Origin of the sequence: Myxococcus sp. AS-1-15 (genome assembly GCF_020037055.1) — a bacterium.
GTDB classification, from domain to species: Bacteria; Myxococcota; Myxococcia; order Myxococcales; family Myxococcaceae; genus Myxococcus; species Myxococcus fulvus.
On the sequence record NZ_JAIQDF010000001.1, the window covers coordinates 192,283 to 212,494 of the forward strand.

At 65.1% G+C, this 20,212-nt stretch carries 7 protein-coding genes and 1 pseudogene; 3 read left to right on the forward strand and 5 right to left on the reverse strand.

Translation table 11 applies throughout. The features are described 5' to 3' along the window. Positions 1–119 precede the first annotated feature (119 nt). From K8625_RS00780 to K8625_RS00795, 4 genes are all read right to left on the reverse strand, one after another. Entirely contained in the window at positions 120–3,506 is a 3,387-nt protein-coding gene (locus K8625_RS00780) for a DUF4082 domain-containing protein (protein ID WP_223781564.1), read from the reverse strand. 320 nt (positions 3,507–3,826) lie between these two features. After that, positions 3,827–4,804: a lytic transglycosylase domain-containing protein gene (locus K8625_RS00785; protein ID WP_223781565.1), complete on the reverse strand. Its 978-nt coding sequence runs from the start codon at positions 4,802–4,804 to the stop codon at positions 3,827–3,829. A 184-nt stretch (positions 4,805–4,988) separates the two neighbouring features. After that, positions 4,989–6,401: an L-serine ammonia-lyase gene (locus K8625_RS00790; RefSeq protein ID WP_223781566.1), complete on the reverse strand. Its 1,413-nt coding sequence runs from the start codon at positions 6,399–6,401 to the stop codon at positions 4,989–4,991. A 235-nt stretch (positions 6,402–6,636) separates the two neighbouring features. Continuing rightward, positions 6,637–8,133 carry a DUF4041 domain-containing protein gene (locus K8625_RS00795; protein ID WP_223781567.1) on the reverse strand — a complete coding sequence of 499 codons (1,497 nt, stop codon included), beginning with the start codon at positions 8,131–8,133 and terminating at the stop codon, positions 6,637–6,639. Positions 8,134–8,222: 89 nt separating this feature from the next. On the opposite strand from K8625_RS00795, the gene K8625_RS00800 reads away from it, so the two are divergent. Together K8625_RS00800 and K8625_RS00805 are read left to right on the forward strand one after the other, a co-directional pair. Beyond that, the gene (locus K8625_RS00800; RefSeq protein WP_141328052.1) at positions 8,223–8,465 is read left to right on the forward strand and encodes a hypothetical protein; all 243 of its coding nucleotides are present in this window, start codon (positions 8,223–8,225) and stop codon (positions 8,463–8,465) included. A 564-nt stretch (positions 8,466–9,029) separates the two neighbouring features. Beyond that, positions 9,030–18,299 (forward strand): RHS repeat-associated core domain-containing protein, encoded by a 9,270-nt coding sequence (locus tag K8625_RS00805; protein WP_223781568.1) that lies wholly within the window; start codon positions 9,030–9,032, stop codon positions 18,297–18,299. Between the two features lie 649 nt (positions 18,300–18,948). Here the strand turns inward: K8625_RS00805 and K8625_RS44365 are convergent. After that, on the reverse strand, positions 18,949–19,635 hold the full coding sequence (locus K8625_RS44365) for a transposase (RefSeq protein WP_223781569.1): 687 nt from the start codon (positions 19,633–19,635) through the stop codon (positions 18,949–18,951). Here K8625_RS44365 and K8625_RS00815 point away from each other — a divergent pair. Further along, a pseudogene (locus K8625_RS00815) lies at positions 19,610–20,194 on the forward strand (IS630 family transposase); the annotation flags it as partial. The gene K8625_RS44365 and the pseudogene K8625_RS00815 sit on opposite strands and share 26 nt — an antisense overlap. Between the last annotated feature and the right edge of the window lie 18 nt (positions 20,195–20,212).

Genomic DNA, 20,212 nt, shown 5'->3' on the forward strand with positions numbered 1-20,212 from the left:
GGCACAAGGCACCCCGTGTCGAACGCAGGGCTTCTCTGGGGTGGAAACGAAGCGGGGCCCGACCCGGACGTACCGTGTCGAGCCCCGCATGCCCCGGGCGCCTTGGAGGGCGCGAGGAATCAGTTGTAGGTGGCCGTGTACGTGCCGGCGGGAGCGGCGTCGATGAACGCGAAGCTCACGCCCTTGATGGTGCGAATCACGGTGGTGACGGGGGCGCCGGCGCGGGTGACGGACGTCAGGTTGCGGCCGTTGGCGGCGCGCGTGGGCACCATCAGCGACAGGTTGCGCGCCGGGTTGATGACGTTGAACGTCAGCTGCGTCCCGGTGAAGGCCAGCGACGACACCTGCGTCGCCTCGCGCGCGTCGACCCAGTCGAGCAGCTGGCGCGCGGTGATGACGGGCACGCCGTCACGCTTGGCGGCGGCGATGATGGTCGCCGAGCCCGCGGTGCCCACGGACGAGTGCGAGTCCACGTGCATGTTGGCGTTGATGGCGGCGTAGTAGCCCTTGGTGCCGAGCGCGTTGGCCAGCAGCGTGTCGATGTGCGTGGAGAGCGTCTGACCGGACTCGTCCGTCAGCTGCGTGGCGAGCTGGTAGACGTCCAGCGGCGTGCCGTCCAGGTCCGCGAAGCGCATGGGCAGACCGGTGCCGGTGAAGAGGCCCGGCCGGTCGAGCACCCACTCGTGGGGCCAGTAGTAGTAGTTCGTGTCCAGGCGGATGCCGTGCAGGCGCGACACCTTGGGCTGGGTGGACCAGTCGCTGAACGCGATGCAGTGCGTGCGATTGGTGGTGGGCGCGGGCACCAGCGGATAGGCCTGCGAGAAGCCCTGGAGCTGCGGGGTGAAGAAGGCCGGGTCCAGCGTGTTGGCCGTGTAGTCCGCGCAGCCGGTATTCACATGCAGGGCGTACTCGAAGCCCTGGGCCACGTAGCTGTTGGCCTGGGTGGCCGTCAGCCCGCCGACGTAGTCGTAGACGGTGCCGCGGATGCACTCCCAATCCGCCACGCTGCAGCCCGGGGCGCTGTCGGCCAGGTACTGGTTCCACCGCGTGGTGGTGAGGCCGCTGGGGTGTCCGTCGCCCGTCATCACCACCACGGCCTTGTGCGAGCGCGGGAAGTACCACAGGCGCGGCAGCGGCACGGAGCTCGTCTGATGCAGCACGTTGGCCAGCAGGCGCTGCTGCTCGTCCGCCTGGGGAATCTGGACCTTGTCCATGTTCACCCAGTCCGGCTGCGGGTCGAACGCCGCGTTGCCGTAGAACATGTCGTTGGCGCGAGCGCCCGGGCCGATGGTGGAGCCGTCCCGGTTCTGCCCCTGCCACGCCGGGTTGCCCTGGCGGGTGAGGACCACGGACTTCGCCAGGTCGTACATGAAGGCGGTGGCGGTGCCGCTGCCCACGGTGCGCTGGCTGATGGCGGTGTACGTCGTCGGGGTGGCGGCGTCCGAGTAGAGCGTGGCCACGGTGCGCGTGCCGGTGGTGACGGTGCGGCGGTCCGCGGGGCCGTGGTACTGCATCGTCTCCGCGGTGATGCCCGTGCCCGGCGCCTGGGTGGCGTTCACCAGGAGGTAGCCATTGCTCAGCGTGCCCTGCGAGGCATTGAGCCCGAGCAGCGACTGGAGGTTGGCGGCGGGGCGCAGCGCGATGAGGCTGCCGCCCGCGTTCACCCAGTTCGTGATGAGCGTCACCTGGGCGGCGCCCAGCGGCTGCTCGCCGAGGATGAGGACCTTGTAGTCATTGAGCGACACGCTGACGCCCAGATTGCCCGCGTCGGTGGTGGCGAAGGACGCGATGCCCTCGGCCTCCAGGATTTCGCGCAGGTAGTCCGTGAAGGGATTGCCCGGCGCGGTGGCCACGAGCACGGGGCCGGCGCCCTGGACGCCCGGACGGGGCGGCGGGCCGTAGGACTCGAAGATGACGTCCACCCAGTAGTTGGTGTTCTGGTGGCTGCCGCTGGGGAAGGTGGACGCGGAGGCGTAGGTGTAGACGCCGTTGCCGCCGGAGGTGGTGGCGCCGGGCAGGGCGTGCAGGGGAGGCGCGTCCACACCGTTGGCCAGGCCGTTGTTGTTGAACGAGTAGCCGCCGAGCGGCGCGAAGTACGACGCCACATACGTGGTGCCGGCGGTGATGGCCACGGGCGAGGCGAACGTCACCTCCTGCCAGCCCACCGCCGTCTCGTTGGTGAAGGTGGCGGTGGCCAGGTTCAGGCCGGTGGCGCTCCACAGGTTGCCCACGTGGGTGCCGTTGTTGCCGGCGCCCTTGTAGAAGCGCACGCCCTTGACCTGTCCATCCACGTCCGAGCGGAACTTCACGCCCAGCTCCACGGGCAGCGTCTCGGTGGAGGTGGCGTTGGCGGGCAGCGCGTTGGGCGGGAAGATGCGGTAGGCGTCGTCCTGCGGCTGCGTCGGGGGCGGCGCGCCGGTGGCCTGGAAGACCACGTCCACCCAGTAGTTCGAGTTCTCGAAGCTGTTGACGGGGAAGGTGCCCGCGGCGCCGTAGGCGAAGATGCCGTTGCCGCCGCTGGTGGCGCCCGGCAGGGCGAACAGGGGCGGGGTGTCCTGCCCGGTGGAGAGGCCGCCCTGCTCGAAGGCGTAGGCGCCCACGGGCGCGTGGTAGGACGCGATGTACGTCGTGTCCGCGGCGATGGTGACCGGCGTGGAGAAGAGGACCTGCTGCCAGCCGGTGGCCGTCTCACCGGTGAAGGTGGCGAACGCCAGGCGCTGGCCATTGACGCTCCACAGGCTGCCCACGTGGGTGCCGGTGTTGCCCGCGCCCTTGTAGAAGCGCACACCCAGCACGTCGCCGGTGATGTTCGTCTTGAACTTCACGCCCAGCTCCACCGGGGCGGAGTCATTGGTGACGGAGGCGACGGGAGGCGTGGGGTTGGAGGGCCAGAGCGTGACGGGCTCGGCCGGGCGGAAGACCACGTCCACCCAGTAGTTGGAGTTGCCGAACGCGGTGGCGGGGAAGGAGCCCGCGGCGCCGTAGGTGAACACGCCGTTGCCGCCGTTCGCGGGGCCGGCGAGCGCGTGCAGCGGCGGGGCGTCGTGGCCCGCGGCCAGGCCGCCGTTGTTGAACGCGTAGGCGCCGTTGGGCGCGTGGTACGAGGCCACGTACGTCGTGTTGGCGCTGATGCGCACCGGCGTGGAGAAGAGCACCTGCTGCCAGCCGGTGGCCGTCTCACCCGTGAAGGTGGCGAAGGCCAGGCGCTGACCGGTGGCGCTCCACAGGCTGCCCACGTGGGTGCCGGTGTTGGTGGTGCCCTTGAAGAAGCGGATGCCCAGGATGTCTCCCTCGACATCCGAGCGGAACTTCACGCCGAGCTCCACGGCGGAGAAGTCATTGGTGACGGACGCGACGGCGGGGGTGGAGCCGGGCGTGAACAGGGTGAAGGTCGGCTGGGCTCGGGCGGCGGCGGGCAGCACGAGCAGCACCGCGGCCAGGAGCGCCAGCGTGGGGACACGCGGCACGCTCGCGACCCGCGCGGGTCGTGACTTCGGGGGTGTCATTCGGACTTCTCCTTGGGGGGATGGCACGACAGGGCAAGGCAGGCACGGCGGCGCCATGTCTAACCCAGACATCGTGCTCATTTCCAATCGAAGTCGCTGACTGAACGTTCGCGATTCATTGCCATCTCGCGCGATTTTTCGTCTGTATCGAGCGCGCGCTGAGATGGGAAACCACGTCGGACAATGGAGGTGCGGGGTGCTCCAGGTGGGGGTCTCAGGGCATGTCAGACGCTTGCTGTAGAACGAGCGGCCCCGAGCCGTGTCTCGACCTGGTGACGAGCGACCCGTGTGTCTCGGGTCGCTCGGGGAGCCGCGTGGAATCAGGCCGGCAGCGAGCCCTCGCCGGTGGAGAGGATGTTCATGAAGTCCTTCACCTTGCGCACGTAGGTGGCGTCACCGGTGCCGGCGGGGATTGCATCCGGGTTGCTCTTGTCCACGCCGTTGGGGCCGGAGTTGTAGGCGCGCAGCGCCAGGTCCCAGCCGCCGAACTGCTCCTTCATGTCCTTCATGTAGCAGGCGCCCGCGAGGATGTTGGTGGCGGGGTCGGACAGGTCCTTGCCGGCCAGCTCCGGGTGCTTCGCCTGCAGCTCCTTGAACGTGTTGGGGTTGACCTGCATCAGGCCGGTGTCCGTCAGCCCGTTGCCGCCGTTGGTGGTGACGGCGGCGAGGTCACCGCGCGACTCCTGCCAGATCTGCGCGGCGAGCATCTCCGCGGGCACGCCCGTCTTGGCGGCGGCGGACTCGATGGCGCTCCGGAACTTCTCCAGGCCCGGGGGCAGGTTGCCGCCGAGCTTGCCCGAGCCCTCGGTGGGCACGGAGGTGGAACCGGACGACGTCAGCGGGTTGGAGGCGCCGAAGCTGGAGGGCGGCGTGGAGGCGTCGCCGATGCTGGGAGGCGGAGGCGGGAGGACCGGGGCGCCCGTCGGCGTGGGGTTGAGGTCCAGCGGGGGACGGCCGCTCGACGCGGGCGCGGCGGAGAAGCCGCTGGTGTCGAACGGGGACGTGCCGGGCTTGGTGCCTTGCAGCCCCCCCTGGAGTCCCTGCGCGCCGCCCTGGGCGGACAGCTGGGAGACGACCTGGACCAGCGTGTTCATCACCGAGAGGGTGCTCTCGAGCAGCTTGCCCAGGTGGGCCTTGTTGGGGGAGCCCAGGTCGAAGCCGTCCTGCTGGAGCCCGGGGCCGCCCGTGCCGCACCGCTGGGGCGTGGTGGGGCGGATGCAGCCGCCAGTCTCCGCGCCGCGCAGCGCGGAGGTCTGGGGGGCGGACACGGCGGTCTTCTGCAGGGGCGCGATGCTCATGGCGGAGGCCTCGGGGGAAGGAGTGTGGCGACCCGGGAGGCCATAGCAGCGCGTGTGCCAGCGCCTCCGGGGAGGAGGGCGGCGGGCAAACCCTGGATGTTGCTGGGAGGCGCGAGCGCGGGCGGCTCACGCCCTGGTGACGGCAGACATCAGGCCGATGTTCGGCCTCACCAGGGGGCGTGGATCAGCACTCGGGGAGGCCGACGCTGAGGTTGGCCACCTCGAGCACGTTGACGGCGAGGCCGCCGCGGGCGGTCTCCTTGTACTTGTCCTTCATGTCGCGGCCGGTGTCGCGCATGGTCTTGATGACCTTGTCCAGGCTGACGAAGTGGCGGCCGTCGCCGGAGAGGGCCATGCGGGCGGCGTTGATGGCCTTCACGGAGGCCATGGCGTTGCGCTCGATGCAGGGCACCTGGACGAGCCCGCCGATGGGGTCGCACGTGAGGCCCAGGTTGTGCTCCATGGCGATCTCGGCGGCGTTCTCGACCTGGAGCGGGGTGCCGCCGAGCACCTCGGTGAGGGCGCCGGCGGCCATGGAGCAGGCGCTGCCGACCTCGCCCTGGCAGCCGACCTCGGCGCCGCTGATGGAGGCGTTCTCCTTGTAGAGCACGCCGATGGCGCCGGCGGTGAGGAGGAAGCGCACGACGCCGTCCTCGTTCGCGCCGGGGGAGAAGCGCCAGTAGTAGTGGAGCACGGCGGGGATGATGCCGGCGGCGCCGTTGGTGGGGGCGGTGACGACGCGGCCTCCGGCGGCGTTCTCCTCGTTGACGGCGAGCGCGTAGAGGTTGACCCAGTCGAGCACGGTGAGCGGGTTGGTGAGGCCGGCCTCGGGGCGGCTGAGCAGGCGCTGGTACATGGAGCCCGCGCGGCGCTCGACCTTGAGTCCTCCGGGGAGGATGCCGGTGGACGCGCAGCCGCGGCGCACGCAGGCCTGCATGACCTCCCAGATGCGCAGGAGGCCCGAGCGGATGTCCGCCTCGGAGCGCCAGGTCTTCTCGTTGGCCATCATGAGGGCGCTGATGGGCATGCGCTCGCGCTCGCACAGCTCCAGCAGGGTGGCGGCGGACTGGAAGGGAAAGGGCAGCGGGGTGGCGTCCGGGCGGAGGGGGTCCTGTCCGGAGGTGGCGGTCTCGTCGACGACGAAGCCGCCGCCGACGGAGTAGTAGACGCGCGAGGCCAGCTCCACGCCGTCGGCGCCGAACGCGGAGAAGCGCATGCCGTTCGGGTGGAAGGGCAGGGTGCGGCGGCGGTGCATGACCAGGTGTTCGCCGTCGCGGAAGGTGATGTCGCGCTGGCCGAGCACGCTGATGCGGCCCTCGGTGCGCCAGCGGGCGACGATGGCGGGAATGCCCTCGACGTCGACGGCCTCTGGGGTGTCACCGCGGAGGCCGAGCACCACGGCCTTGTCGCTGCCGTGGCCCTTGCCGGTGGCGCCGAGCGAGCCGAACAGCTCGACCTTCAGGCGGGTGAGTTTTTCCAGATGCCCCCCTTCCGCCAGGCGCACGACGAACGAGCGCGCCGCGCGCATGGGCCCCACCGTGTGGGAGCTCGAGGGACCGATACCAATCTTGAAGAGGTCGAAGACGCTGACAGCCATCGCGGGCGCAACATGCCACGTTTCCACTTCCGTCCCACTGTGACGTCGCGGTTCCCTGTGTGGCGCGTGACTTCTTGGCGTGCCAAGGAGCACGGGGTTGTCGGGACACCGAGCAGGCATGCGCGGTGGAATGACGCGCGTCACCGTGGAGGACGCACTGCGTCGCGACTGCGGGCTGTGCGGCGGCTGTGGTGGACGGAGTGTTCCTGGGGGACTGGAACCCGCGTGTCGGGCGTCAGGCGACGGAGCGTTCGGGGAGGGCGATGACGGTGGCTTCACCGCCGCGCTCCTCTTCGTTCATGGCGAGTGACTTGCGGTACTCGGCGGCCTCTGCGAGTCGGGTCAGCTCGAAGTCGCCGTGGTGCTTGCGCACGGCCTGGGCGATTTCGTCGAGGGTGGCGCGGAAGAACTCCTTGCGCTCGTTGACGCGGTTGACGCGGCGTTGGGCGAAGGTCTTGTGCAGGGCGGCTTCGAGCGAGGGCGCATCCGCGGTGCGGATGATGGCGTGGACGTCGAACTCGAAGGGGACGGAGGCGTCGCCGAGCTCGTCGATGCGGTCCTGGGGGACGAGCCGTCGAGTCATGCCGACCTTGTAGATGTTTTCGCCGAAGGAGCCGATGTTGGAGATGACGTAGACGTGGCCGGTGCGGGTGAGCTGGGCCTGGGAGATGGCGCGCTGGCGCTCCTGGTCCTCGACGACGCGCCGTTCCAGCTCGGCGATGCGCTCCAGGAGCTTCGCTTGCGCCGAGCCCTGGCTCTTCTCCAGCTCCTCGCGGGCCTTGCGCAGGGCCTCTTCGTCGCGCTGGGCCTCGCGTTCGGCCTCCAACTTGGCGCGCTCCAGCTCGCGCTGGGCGGCCTCCTCCTCTCGCATCTGCTCTCGGATGCGGCGCTGCTCCTCCTTCTCCTCCTGGCGCTTCTCATCGTACTCGTGGGCGAGGCGGAGCTCCGCGAGCTTCAGCTTCACGTAGGGCTCGGCGATGGAGCACTGCTGAATCTCGGTGAGGGCGTTGATGGCCTCGGCGGACTTCTGGATGCGGGCCTCCATGGCCTTGATGTTCTTGTAGGTGACCTTGGCGACACAGGCGTCGGCCTCGCCGTTGAAGGCTCGCAGGATGAGCCTGAGGGTTCGGTCCGTCTGTTTCTTGCCTTCGGCCTTGCTGCCATTGACCTCCCATTGGATGCGACAGGACGCGGCCTGTTTGTTCTTGAGCAGGGCTTTCTGTTCCTCGCGGAGGCGGTCGAGTCGCTGCTCGTACTTCTCCGAGGAGGAGAGGTTGTAGATGGGCTTGTAGAGGCCGTAGGAGCGCAGGACAGCTTCTTCCTCGAGCGGTTGCAGCTCGGCCCGCAGCGTGACGATGAGGGTCTCCAGGCGTGCCTTCTCCTCGCGGACCTGGGTGACCTCGGCATCGAGGCGCGTGCGCTCCAGCCGGATGGCGTGGTTCGTGGAGGAGTTGATGCGCTCCACCTCCTCCCTGGCGTCACGGATGGCGGTGTCCGCGAACTCGCGCTCCCGGGCCAGTTCCGCCGCCACGCGGGTCCGCTCGGTGGCGAGCATGTGCTCGGACTCGGCCTGGGTGCGCTCCAGCGCGGAGAGGACCCGCTGGCGCTCGGCCTCCACGTCGAGGATGGGCTTGAAGCGCGCCTGGAGGGCGCGCAGGCGCAGCGTGGTGCGAACCAGGAGCCCCAGGGACAGCAGGCTCGAGAGTGCCAGGACCCAGACGACAGGTTGCATGCAGGTATCCCCCGTGAAGTCCCCGCGTCCAAGGTCCGCGGAGGTGACCCACTGTGCGCCTGTGGGGCGGCCAGGGGAATCACACCCGGGTGGTATTCCCCAATGCCACCGTGGAAGCCCGCTTCCGTCATGCTCCCCAGATCCGAGTCTTCGAGCGAGGGACCGACCTGCTCACGGATGTGGAGCCGACGATTCTCTCCGCCCAGTACAACACCCTCAGTCCCGTTGCCGAGGAGGTCTACGTCCGCGCGGTTCCCGACCCGGCTGCGTTTCGAGAGCTCTGTGATGCGCACTGCTCGCGGGAGGCCATCCTCCAGGCCCTGCAGTCCTGAGTGGGAAGGATGCGGGTCCCTCGTAGGGGCCTATGAATCCCGTCCACCATGAGCATCGAACTGTATGCGTCCCCACCCCTGGGGGGATGAGGCGGGAGGCCCCATCCGTCCAGGAGCCTTGGTTCGAAGTCTCTCGCGGTAGACGGCTGTCCATGCTGCGGGACACCGATTCGGTGGCTGCTCACTCTGGCGATTGAGCGCGTGCGGAGCTGGACCGGGCCTCTCGGCAGCAAGGGGCAAGACCCCTATCTTGTGTGTGGGATTGGAGGCGACATGCCTCTGCTTCCCTGGAAAGCCAATTGCAAGGGGGTCGTCAGCTTGGGAGTGCTCCGCACTTCTCTGCGCCTTCGCGAATTGATGACCCAGGACAGGGCCTCTATCGGTGTGTGTGCGGAATGGCCCGCCTGGACCTGGTGTGTGAAATCTAGACGTCAGTGATTGGGGTGGACATTGGGACCGAGAGATAGGCAGGGGGGCTCGATGATGTCGGGTCTCTGGGTACTTGTAGCGTTGGTGCTCCTTGGGGGAATGACCGCACGCGCCGAGCAGAGGGCTCCGACGTGGGTGAAGACCTATCCGCCGGTCGCAGAGGACGCGCCGTTCGAGCTTTCCAGTCCGCTTCTGCGGTCCGAAGCGAGGGAGTTGGGGGAAGACGGGACGCGAGCCTATGAAGATGCTCGTGCGGTATGGGAGTCGCAGCGAGACGTTGCTCAATCCGAACTCTCCGAAGCATTGACCAGGTCCCATGACGCCCTTGGCGAACGGGCTCCTTGGTGGACGCGATTCTGGCACTCTCCATGGCCGTCGGACTCCGAGAGGAGTGCGCTCAAGAAGTCGCGCGAAGTGTTGCAGGAGGTCCTGCAGCAGCTCCATTCCAAGCGCGACGGAGATGCGGCCACGCGTGCCTATCGCGCGGACGTTCAAGCGTCGATCGAGCGGCGGCTCCACGACCTCGAGAAGCGCATGCAAGGCGGCTACGCACGTGCATGGCTCCTGCTGCGGGACGGAGATCCGCATGATGGAGTTCTTGCGTTGAGGTCGAAGTCCTTGGCCTGGGAGACCCAACTCACTGTCGATGATGTGAGCCAGGTCGCTCGCATCGAGAAGCTCTCCGCCACCGACTTTCAGGAAGGTGTTGTCGGTCAGCCACTTCCGCAGCCCGTCACTGTGCGCGTGACGACCGCCAACGGAGAGCCGGTGTTGGGGGCTCCGGTGACGTTCAAGGGGGGCGCTCCTTCGGTGCCAGGGTTCCTCTCGGTGTCGGGGGGAACGACCCCTGCCACGCAGCTCACGGTCCTCACCGATGAGAACGGCCTGGCATCGGTCCGGGTCCTCCCGGATACGAACATCGCCCGGTACCACATTCGTCGACAGGGTACGCCCCACATGCAGCGGCTTGGGTACACCCTGGTGACGGCGGAGACCACGAACGGCACCGAGACCTTCGCTCTGTCAACCCCCTTCGGTCATGTCGGTCGGCCCGACGTTCCGGCGGTCATCGATCGCCTGGCGAACCTCAATGACCTGCATGAAACCGCGATTCAGCTTTGGACGCCGCTCTTCGCGCGCATCCTCGATCGCTACGGAAATCCCTGCACGAATCAGAAGGTGTCCTGGACCCAATCGATGACGACGGGGCGCTTCTTCCGGTTTCAGGGGGTGATGAGCCCCCAGATGCTGGATACCACCAGCCCGCTACAGCTCATGGCGATGGATGACTGGGCAGACATCGATGGTTTGGCGGGGCCCGGCTACATCCCAGGGCCCACCCGGGGGATCTACTACGTCACCGCGGCCGTGGGCACCCTCAGCAAGACCATCTCGATCAACGTCAATAGCACTGCGACGTATACATACCGGGTCACGAGCAACCACCACTTCAACGGAGCCTACGAAACGACTTCTCCTCTGAAGATGGTCAGTCAGATCCTGCGGAGGCCCTTGAATACTCCTGACTGGGTCCCTGTGACCGGCAATGAGCCCGACCTGCTCGGTGTCATGGTTCGCATCCAGACCTTGGACGAACTGGGCAGTGTCCAGGTGGCATCGGTTGACGTGCCGCCCAGTCAGGTCGGTTCGGATCCATTGGATGACGACAAGACGGTGGTCTTTCGTCAGCGCTACCTGCTGCCTGAGGGTTGGCAGCGGGTCATCTCGTATGGGTTCGTCTACGAGCGTCGTGCCAACAATCAGGTTGAGCAGGTGTGCTGCAACCGTCCGCTCTATGGCGTCAACTCGTCCACGACTCCCTCGCTCGCATCGCGTCGCGTCCTTCCTGGCGGCCAGATTGTTCCGACGGGGGGACTGTCGCTGACCTCGGACTCGGGTTTGGGGGCGTTGGTAGTGAATCGCACCTCCGACCGAGTCTATGTCCGAGTTTCGGTGCAGCCTCATGCTGCTGGAGACGCTGTGTTGGCTGTCGGGAGTTATGAGCGAGATGCCGACAACGACATCGTGCTGCCCGAGGCGAGCAATTTTCAGTTCATTCTTCCAATCTTGACCGGAACTCAAGGTGGACGGGTTCGCTTCGAGGTCTTCGCGAAGGACTACGTCGGAGCTCAACCCGTGAAGGTTCTGCAGTCCAGCGAGGAGGTCGAAGTCCATCGGCCCGACTCCGACCTCATTGTCGCGGGCCTTCCGCTGGCGGCGAAATGGATGTTGCCCGCCTGGGATTTCGTCTCGGCCCAGAAGCCCGCGCCGGGTCAGCCTCCCGATGAGGATGCACAGTCCCCCATGGCCTTCCCCGCGAAGATGGGGGTGAAGGTCTACATCGATGGGCGCCTCGTGGTTTCTCGGATGGGGACGGAACTGGCCTCGGCGAGGGTGCGCACGAATTTCTCGGGCATCACCGAGGTGATTCCCCTGAGCGGTTCTGTGACCCAGGGGCTCGATGGCTTCGCATGGGTGGATGTGCCTCCGGGCTCGGTGGGGACCGAGGACGTGGACGTCACACTGGCTCCGGAGAATCCGAATCAGGAGCCCCTCCACAAAGCCGTGCCGCTGACGACGCTCGTGGGGAGCATGGGCAAGCTTCCCGTCTCCCATACCTTCGTCAAGGGCGTCAGTGTCGTGGATGGGCATCTGGTGCGACAGGCAACGGATGTCGAGTCCCCGAGCCGAGGTGTCGGGCTGGCGTGGACGCGAACGTACTCCTCGGGTGTGGCCGAGGAGGGGCTGCTGGGGCCGGGCTGGTCTCACGGCTACGAGGGCGCCGTGCTGCCCGTGGGGGGCGGATTCCGCTACGTGGTCGTGGGAGGTGAAGGCAGCGGTCAAACGTTCAACTGCACGGGGGAGGGCGTGGGGTGTGTGCCCCAGCGCGGCTTCCACGGAACCTTGCGTGTCGAGGGGATGGGGGCTGGTCGCGAGTTCATCTTCCGCTCGAAGACGGGCGTGGAGTATCGGCATGGTTACTTCGACACCTCGGTGTTCCCGGCCAGGTACCGGCTGACGTCCATCGTCGCTCCGACGGGACACAAGGTCTCGTTGCGCTACGGCGATGCTTCCGTGGACAGGGCGCTGACTCGCATCTACGACGAGTCGAGTGGCCGCTTGCTCCAGTTGAGCCATCAGCGGCAGTCGGGCCGCATTCAGCTCCATCGCGTGCAGTTGCATCACGCGACCAGCGTGGACGCCACGGCGCTGACCTCATTGAATGTCTGTGTCCAGTACAAATACGACGACCAGCAGCGGCTGACTGAGGTGGCGCGCTACGACGAGGGCTGTGGGGCTTTCTCGCCGGCCAGGGTGGAGTCATATGCCTACGAGACCGGCGTTGCCGAGGTGGGGCGGACGCGGATGTCTCAATACACGGGGCCGGATGGTCAGGTGGTTCGCTACACCTACCATGATGCCAGCGCCCCGATGGCGGGTGAGAGCGACTACCTGTTCCTGACGAACAAGGACACGCGGGTGAGGGCCGTGCAGGAGACGCTCTCAACGCAGCCGCCGCAGGAGGCCACGACCCTGTTCACGTACAGCATCGTGCCCGAATCGCGGACCGTGCTGGGGCAGTCGCTCACCACCTTCTCCACGGAGGTGAAGGGGCCTCGACCGGAGGTACCCGCGACGCGATATCGGATGATTGCCACGGGTGGTGTCTCGGAGCTGGAGCGGCCGGTGTCCGACGGAGTGGTGGCAACGACGGCTTCGCTGTGGGACCGCCAGCATCGGACGCGAGAAGTGGAGCAAGACGCTCGGGGGCGGGTGACGCGCTTTGCCTATGACGAGAAGGGCAACCTGATTGCCCGTCGTATCGAGGGGAGTGCTCTCGCGTCTTCTGCCGGTGTGGCGGCCACGGCGGGCGTGAAGGATGCCCAGGGGCAGGTGGTCTCCGAAGTGGTGGAGAAGTGGGGCTATGACGCGAGCTTCAATGTGCTCGTCTGTCATGTGGATCCAGAGGGGTATGCGACGGTGTCTCGCGTCGACTCCACAGGGGACGCACCCGAGGACCTCCTGCCGTTCGGCACGGGGCGAATCCTGGAGACGCGTCGCTATGTGAATCGGGTTTCGCGTCAGGTCCTGTCCTCCGTGGGGACGTGTGCGGACGCGGTGTCCTCGCTGTCGGAGTCTCCTCAGGATGTGGTGTTGCGGTGGAAGTATTGCGGTGTCGAGAACGCGTCGTGTCCGACACGCGCGCTCACGGGTGACTGGGTCGAATCGGTTGGCGCGGATGGACACGTGGAGCGCGCAACCGCCTACGACGTCTATGGGCAGGTGCAGTCGAAGACGCTCCAGGTGAATGGCGCCTCCACGGTGTCGGTGGACTATTCGCACGACGCCCGGGGTCGCTTGCTGGCGGAGTGGGACGGACTGGGTCGCCATCGTACCCAGGAATGGGATGGGCTTGACCGCGTGGTTCGGGAGGAGCAGCTCAACACCCAGGGACCAGGGACGGTTCGCGCGATGTCGTTCACTCCGGGGGGCGTGCTCTGGCGGGAGGAGATTGGAGAAGACTTTGTCCGGACGCACGATCTGGATGCGGCAGGTCGACGGGTGGTCACGCGGGAGTCCGGTGGTGGGCTGACGGCTCCACTGGAGACCTGGTTCGCCTACGACGAGGCGGGAAATCGCACGTCGGTGACGGACAGACGAGGTGTCCAGACGTCCACTGAGTACGACTTCGCAGACCGTCCGGTGAGGGTCAGGGTGTCGGTCGAGGATGAGCCTCGATTTCTCGCCAATCGAGGGAGTGCCGACGAGGTGGGGCGTACGCGGACGGTGGCTCGGTTCGCTTACGACGCCGTGGGCAACAAGGTGTGGGAGTCGGACCTGTCTGGCCATGACCGGACGTACCAGCTGGACTCGCTCTATCGGGTCATCGAGGAGAAGACGCCCGAGGTGCCGGGGGCGGCGGAGTCCTCGGGGGCGGTGCGGTATACGCTGACGTCCGCGTATGACCTGAAGGGCCAGCGGGTTCGGCAGGTGGATGGGAACGGGCACGCGAGCACGGTCGAATACGACCTGTTGGGGCGTGCCACGGTCCTGACGGATGCGGCCGGGCGCGTGGAGCGCCGGCGCTACGACGGCCGCGGTAATGTGACGGAGGTTCGGTGGGAGGCCGGTGGTGTCCAGCACCGCATGCGAAGCGCGACGTATGATGGTCTGAGCCGCGTGCTCTCGTCGGTGGAGACGGTGGCGAAGGAGTCGGGTCAGCACGTCTACACGACCCAGACGGTCCACGATGACGGCGCGCATGTCGAGTGGACGCGCAATGCTCGAGGCTTCCTGCAGGCCAGGTACTTCGATGGATTGGGCCGAGTCATCCAGACGGTGGAGGACGCGAGCGGCGGTCCGTTGTCTCGCCAGCCTGACGTGACTGGGATTGGGCCCGCGCTCAATCTGACGAGCACGGTGGAGTACGACTCCTACGGGCGTGTGGCGGCGCAGGTCGACGCGCTCGGGCGCCGTACAGAGACGGTTCATGATGCCCTGGGGCGTCGGACGATGGTGCTTCGCCCGATGGATGTGTCGGAGTCCCAGACCTTCGACGGCGAAGGAAACGTCATTGGCTCGTCGGACCCGCGCGGTCTGGAGCGGCGCTTCAACTTTGATGCGCTGGGACGTGTGCGGACCGAGGAGATCAAGGAGAAGTTCTCCAAAGCCAGCTTCTGGCTGATCTGGAGCCAGAGGGACTATCAGGATGTCCCGGGGCTCGACGGTCTTGTCCGGGAGGAGGTGCTGGACGCCCGGAACAATCCGAATGTTTTCTATCGTGATGGTCTCAAGCGAGAGGTTCGCCGAATCGACGCGGGAGGGTACGCCTGGGAGACGCGCTTCGACGCGCTCTACAAGCGACAGGAGAAGGACGCGAAGGGACAGGTGACGCGGTTCTCGTACGATGCTGTGGGGCGATTGGTGAGCCAAACCGATCACGAGTCCGTCGGACAGTCCGCGGCCTACAGCCAGTCCTGGAGCTACAGCGACGCGGAGCGCAAGCAGACGTATGTGAATCGTCGGAACGTGCCCACGGTGAGTCATTCCGATGGCCTTGGTCGCAAGGTTCGCGTGGTCCGAGGGCAAGGGGACGCGGTTGCCGAGGAGTCCTGGAACTATGACGCGGGGAGCAATGTCGTGCGCTCCGTGGATGCGAACGGATACGCGACGGAGCGCCTCCATGACGGCGCGGGGCGTGTGCTCGCTGAGACGACAGGCGCGGGGACTGCGGATTCGGCGACGTCGACATTCCAGTATGACGCTGCTGGGCAGCTGATTGAGAAGAAGGGCCCCCGTGTGATCGGGTTCGCCTTCGATATGCGTTACTCCTACGATGACCTGGGTCGTCGGGTTCGTGAGGAGAATGCGCTCAACGAAGTCACCATCCGTACTTTCGATGGGATGGGCAACCTGGAATGCGAGGTGAAGCCTAATGCTCAGCCCACGCTGCCTCATGGTGGCGCAGCAGGCATGAGTATTGACTCGCTGTTCGAGGAATGTCGATCGAGCGTGCCGTCTGCTCTTTTCTCGAGCGACGAGTTCGGAAAGAGGCTGACGGTCTACGACGAGAACTCGCTTGTCCATATTTTCATGTATGATCCCGCGCGAAATCTCATAGCGAAGCAAGATGCCAACGGGCATCTCACGACCTACGAGTATGATGCGCGGAATCTCCGTACGGCAGAGCATCAGCATCTCGACCTCCACAGGCCCATCACGGGTGGGCGCCAGAACGTCATTCCTCTGTTCGAGGCCGGAGCCGCGCCCTTCAGCAATGTGGGAACCCTCACCTGGCGGTACACGTACGATGCGAACGGGAACCTGGCGTCAACGGTTGACCCTAAGGGGCAGCGGACAGTCTACACGCATGGGTTGCTGAATCAGCTGACAGAAAAGGCCTACTCGCAGCATACGTTGCCTCGAGAACTACCCTCGTTGGAGGTCGAGAACTTCCTGTACGACGGCGAAGGCAATACGACGCAGGTGAATCAGCTCAAGAAGACCTCGAATGGCGACGTCAGTGAAGTGACGACGTTTACGTTCGATGCGCTCGACCGGGTCAAGACACGACTGCGCCAGTTCGACGGGAAGCAGATTGCGTATGAGTACGACGCCATGGGGCACCGCACACGTGTGGTGGACCCGGATGGAGTCGCGACAGTGTACGGGTACGATGCGCTGGGGCGGTTGAAGAGCGCGGGGCTTCCTTCGAGCGGAGGTGTGTACTACTACTACTGGCCCGACTCACTGTTGAAGAGGACTGAGTGGTCCAGTGGTGTGACAGAGCACCGCTGCTATGACGTGGCTGGGCGTCTCACCCAGATGTCGGTGGTGCGTGGCTTTGGTAGCGGGAGTTGCTCGTCGGGAACGATCAGTCACTATGCGTATACGTATGACGCGAATGGGAACCGCCTTACACAGGCCGAGTCGCGCCAGTCGCTTCAAACGAACACGAGCGGCCCTGTCGAAGTGACGTCATATGGCTATGACGTCTTGAACCGCCTCACGGGGATTGCAGGGCCTGACGGGAAGACCACGCTCTATCAGTTGGATTTCGTGGGAAACCGCACGGGCGAGCGCGAGGCTCCGACGTCGGCAGTGGCGAGCCTCGGACTTGGGCCCGAGGCATTCGAGTCGGTGCCGGAATCGGCGCTGACTCGGGATGTAGCCACAACGTTCAATCGGGTCGACTGGCCACGCTGGTCCGTGGACTTGAAGAACTCCGCGCTGGATGTCCTGCACGAGTACGACCTGGCGGGCAACCTGGCGAAAATGACAACGCGTCCCGCTGAGGGGCAGATTCCGGACAATGAGCGCACCTTCGCGTGGGACGTCCGGAACACGTTGACGGCGGTGTTCGACAACGGGGTGGAACTCGGTCGATACGACTACGACACGGACCTTCAGCGCATCCGGCGGAAGACGGCTTCCGAGAACGTCGCATACGTCCTGGATGATGGATTCGTGTTGCAGGAGGTGGATGGAAGCCAGAGTCCGTGGGCGCCACAGCGCCGTTATCACTATGCAAAGGGACCGCTGGCGGTCAAAGACAGTGATGCTCCGAATGGGATCCCGACTTTCTTGCTCTCAGATGTTTTGGGTAGTGTGACAGATGGCATCTCTGCCAGAACGGGCGGCTTCGTTACGGAGGTCCGACGGTACGACGCGTGGGGTAATTACCGGGGGGATTCGACGCCCACGGCCGGTGAGTTCAAACTTGGCTTCACGGGACATCAGTACGACGTGGAGACGGGGCTTACCTATGCCCGGGCCCGGTACTACAACGGCAAGGTGGGGCGGTTCATTAGTCGAGATAGTTTTGAGGGTGATGTGGGCGATGCTCCGAGTCTGCACCGGCACGTGTACGCCCGTGCAAACCCTTTGGGCTACGTTGACCTGAATGGGCATGAGGCGACGTCGTTGACGGACTTCGGTAAGCAAGCCCAAGGGCAGTTCTACAGTGCCGAACTTGCGCAGCTTAGCGATGAGCAACTCGTAGATATGCTGCACGAGAGTTCTCAGGTGTACAGAGGGGCTTCTGCTTCATCGAAACTGCAGGAGCTTGTTCAAGATCGTGGGCAGCTAGAATCTACGGTTTGTTTTTGGCTTGCGTGCAACACCAGTGCGACGGAGTGGCGTGTTGAACAGGCGCGGCGTGCTCTTGGAAATGCTGGAAGTCGGACGAGTAAGTACTTGTCTGGGCTGCCAATTGTCCGAAAGCTAAGGTCTGCTGGAAGCCAGGTGGAAGAAGTCGTTGAATCTTTCAAACAGAGCGCTGGTGAGACTGCTAGGTTTGCTGTCACTGACGCCATTGCCTCAAAGCAGGCCTCTCGCATTGGAGATAGGTTTGCGAGCGCAATGGGGGAGGCAGCTGAACTTGAGGCTCAGTTTGCTCTGTCTGCCGGAGAGGAGTACGTTAAAGGGAAGGCCCTGGAGGGAATGCTAGCCGGTGGCTCTGCCTTATTGACGCCACTTACGTCGAAGCCCAAACCGATTGCTGTGGGACTTTCGAAGTCGCTCAACCATAATCCAGGTCTAGTTGGCCGATTTGCTGATAAAGTGGGGGCGACGACTTACTGGGATGAGTATCCGGGGGCGCTGCCTCCTGAAGGGGAGATTGTTCAGCGAATGGTTTCTCAATTCGAGAAAAGAGATATCAAAGTGAATCTCAGTGGGCTTGAGCAGTTTCCTGCGGGGGGCATGAAGGGGAAATTGCCGCGAAAGGAAGATGTTGAGCGCGGGTTGTCCGCGGTGCTTCGGGAGCGGTATAAGGCTATTACGGAGGTTGAGATATCGCATGTCCTTTTGAATCAGACGTTTTTTGATAGGGCGGAGTTTTATCTTCACGGGCGCAAGGTGACCGGTCTCGATCGGAGTGCTATTCTTGAGGGGATGAAATGACGGTGGATTTGTGCAGAATAGGGCGGCAGTTGGAGGAAGTTGGGGTTGTTAATGTTTATCTCTCTGAGTATCGAATTGTTCATGGTTACGCTCATCTTCTCCTTACTGGAGAGTCTGTTCATGATGTGAGGGCGCATGTCTATCTCCGCGATTGTAGTTTTATAAGTGGTATGACGCTGGTGGCCAACAGGAGGGTGCTCCTTCGCGATGAAGGGGATGCGGGGGCGAATGTGCTGATTTTTTCGACGCTTCCTGAGGGTCTTACCCTGAGGTTTGTGGGAATTTCAGTCGAATATCCAGGCGCGTGAATCTGGGGGGGAGTGCGTGAGGTGGTGAATGAGACAGGATGTGGTGATTCGTGCGCTTGTGGTTCAGGGGTCGCGCATCCTGTTTCGTTTGTCTTTTGGTTTTGGGGCGTGTTTGTTGTCGGCGATTTGATGGGGCACTGATGAGTCGTATTGTGGTAATGAGTGCTTGCGTAGGAAGGTAGTTTTTACGAGTGTTCTGAATAGACTGATGCGATTCCGCGCAGCGTGAGCATCGGAGACGCTGCTGTCATACCTCACGTGGCCATTTAGGTCGTCGAGAAGGTTGAGGTTTGTTGGAAAAGCGCTGGATTTCTTCTGATGCTGTCTCTAGTGCTACCCGGTCACATGCGCGACGGCCCACGCGGAGCCGCGCGAGCGCGGAGCGGGCGCAAGCATAGAGGACAGTGGCCGATGCGGCGCAGCAGCAAGAGTTGGAGTTGCCGCCGCACCTGGGGCAGTGTCCATCGCAGCTTCCTCCGCGGGGAAAGCGCCCGACGCAGAGCGAGGAAGCCATGGGCCACCATGCAGAGCGTGGCGTGGTGATGGAAGCCTCGCCAGCTTCTGCCCTCGAAGTGGTCCAGGCCGACCTCGCCCTTCATCTCCTGGTAGTCGCGCTCCACCCGCCAGCGCAGCCTGGCCATGCGCACCAACTCCTTCAGCAGGGTGTCCTCCGGCAGCGAGGAGAGGTAGTACTTCGTCGGGCCTGCCTCCCCTCGCGGCCACTCCACCAGCAACCAGACTTCCTCGCTGGGCGCTGCCCGCTCCATATGTCGCTCCGCGGTGCGTACGCGCAGCGCGGCAAATCGCGACGACTGCACGCCCCGGCTGCCCTGCCGCCACTGCACGCGGTGGAATGCGGACCGAGGCAGTTGCGCCGCCAGTTGAGCGATGAGCACTGGGCGCTGCCCGTTGGCATCGAAGTAGCGCGTCCGAGGGCGGCCCCTCTGGTGCGGCACCCGCTGGGGCGCCTGCGGCTGGGCGTCAGGGGCCCAGACGTTGGTTTTCGACGAGACGCCCACCCAGCTCATTGGCGAAGTGCGCGCGCCACTGCCCGCCGAGCGTGGCAAGTCATGCCGCTACGATTACGAGTACCAGCGCAACGGCACCGCCAACCTCTTCGTCTTTCTGGATGCGCACCGCCCCTGGCGCCACGTCGAGGTCACCGACCACCGAGCCGCCAAGGACTTCGCTGCGCGCATGCGCGAGCTGGTGGACGTGCACTACCCCCAGGCAGACACCATCCGAGTGGTGCTCGACAACCTCTCCACGCACAGCCCGGGCGCTCTCTACGAAGCCTTCCCGCCCCAGGAGGCCCGCAGGATTCTGAAGCGGCTGGAGTTCCACTTCGTCCCCAAGCACGCCAGCTGGCTGAACATGGTGGAAATCGAAATCGGCGTGCTCAACCGCCAATGTCTCGACAGACGCATTCCCGATAAAGCTGCTCTCAAGCGGGAGGTGGCTCGCTGGACGCGGACGCGAAACAAGGAGGGTGCTCGCATCCGCTGGCGCTTCACTGTCGAGAGCGCCCGCGCCAAGCTTGGGCGGGCGTATCCCCAGGCTCAGGCGGCGGTCGCTGCTGCCGCCTGAACCCTTCAAAGCCTCTGT

Bases quoted from the DNA above. Each gene is read 5' to 3' on its own strand.
- K8625_RS00790 (WP_223781566.1), bottom strand. From the start codon at position 6,401: ATGGCTGTCAGCGTCTTCGACCTCTTCAAGATTGGTATCGGTCCCTCG.
- K8625_RS00785 (WP_223781565.1), bottom strand. From the start codon at position 4,804: ATGAGCATCGCGCCCCTGCAGAAGACCGCCGTGTCCGCCCCCCAGACC.
- K8625_RS44365 (WP_223781569.1), bottom strand. From the start codon at position 19,635: ATGAGCTGGGTGGGCGTCTCGTCGAAAACCAACGTCTGGGCCCCTGAC.
- K8625_RS00780 (WP_223781564.1), bottom strand. From the start codon at position 3,506: ATGACACCCCCGAAGTCACGACCCGCGCGGGTCGCGAGCGTGCCGCGT.
- K8625_RS00795 (WP_223781567.1), bottom strand. From the start codon at position 8,133: ATGCAACCTGTCGTCTGGGTCCTGGCACTCTCGAGCCTGCTGTCCCTG.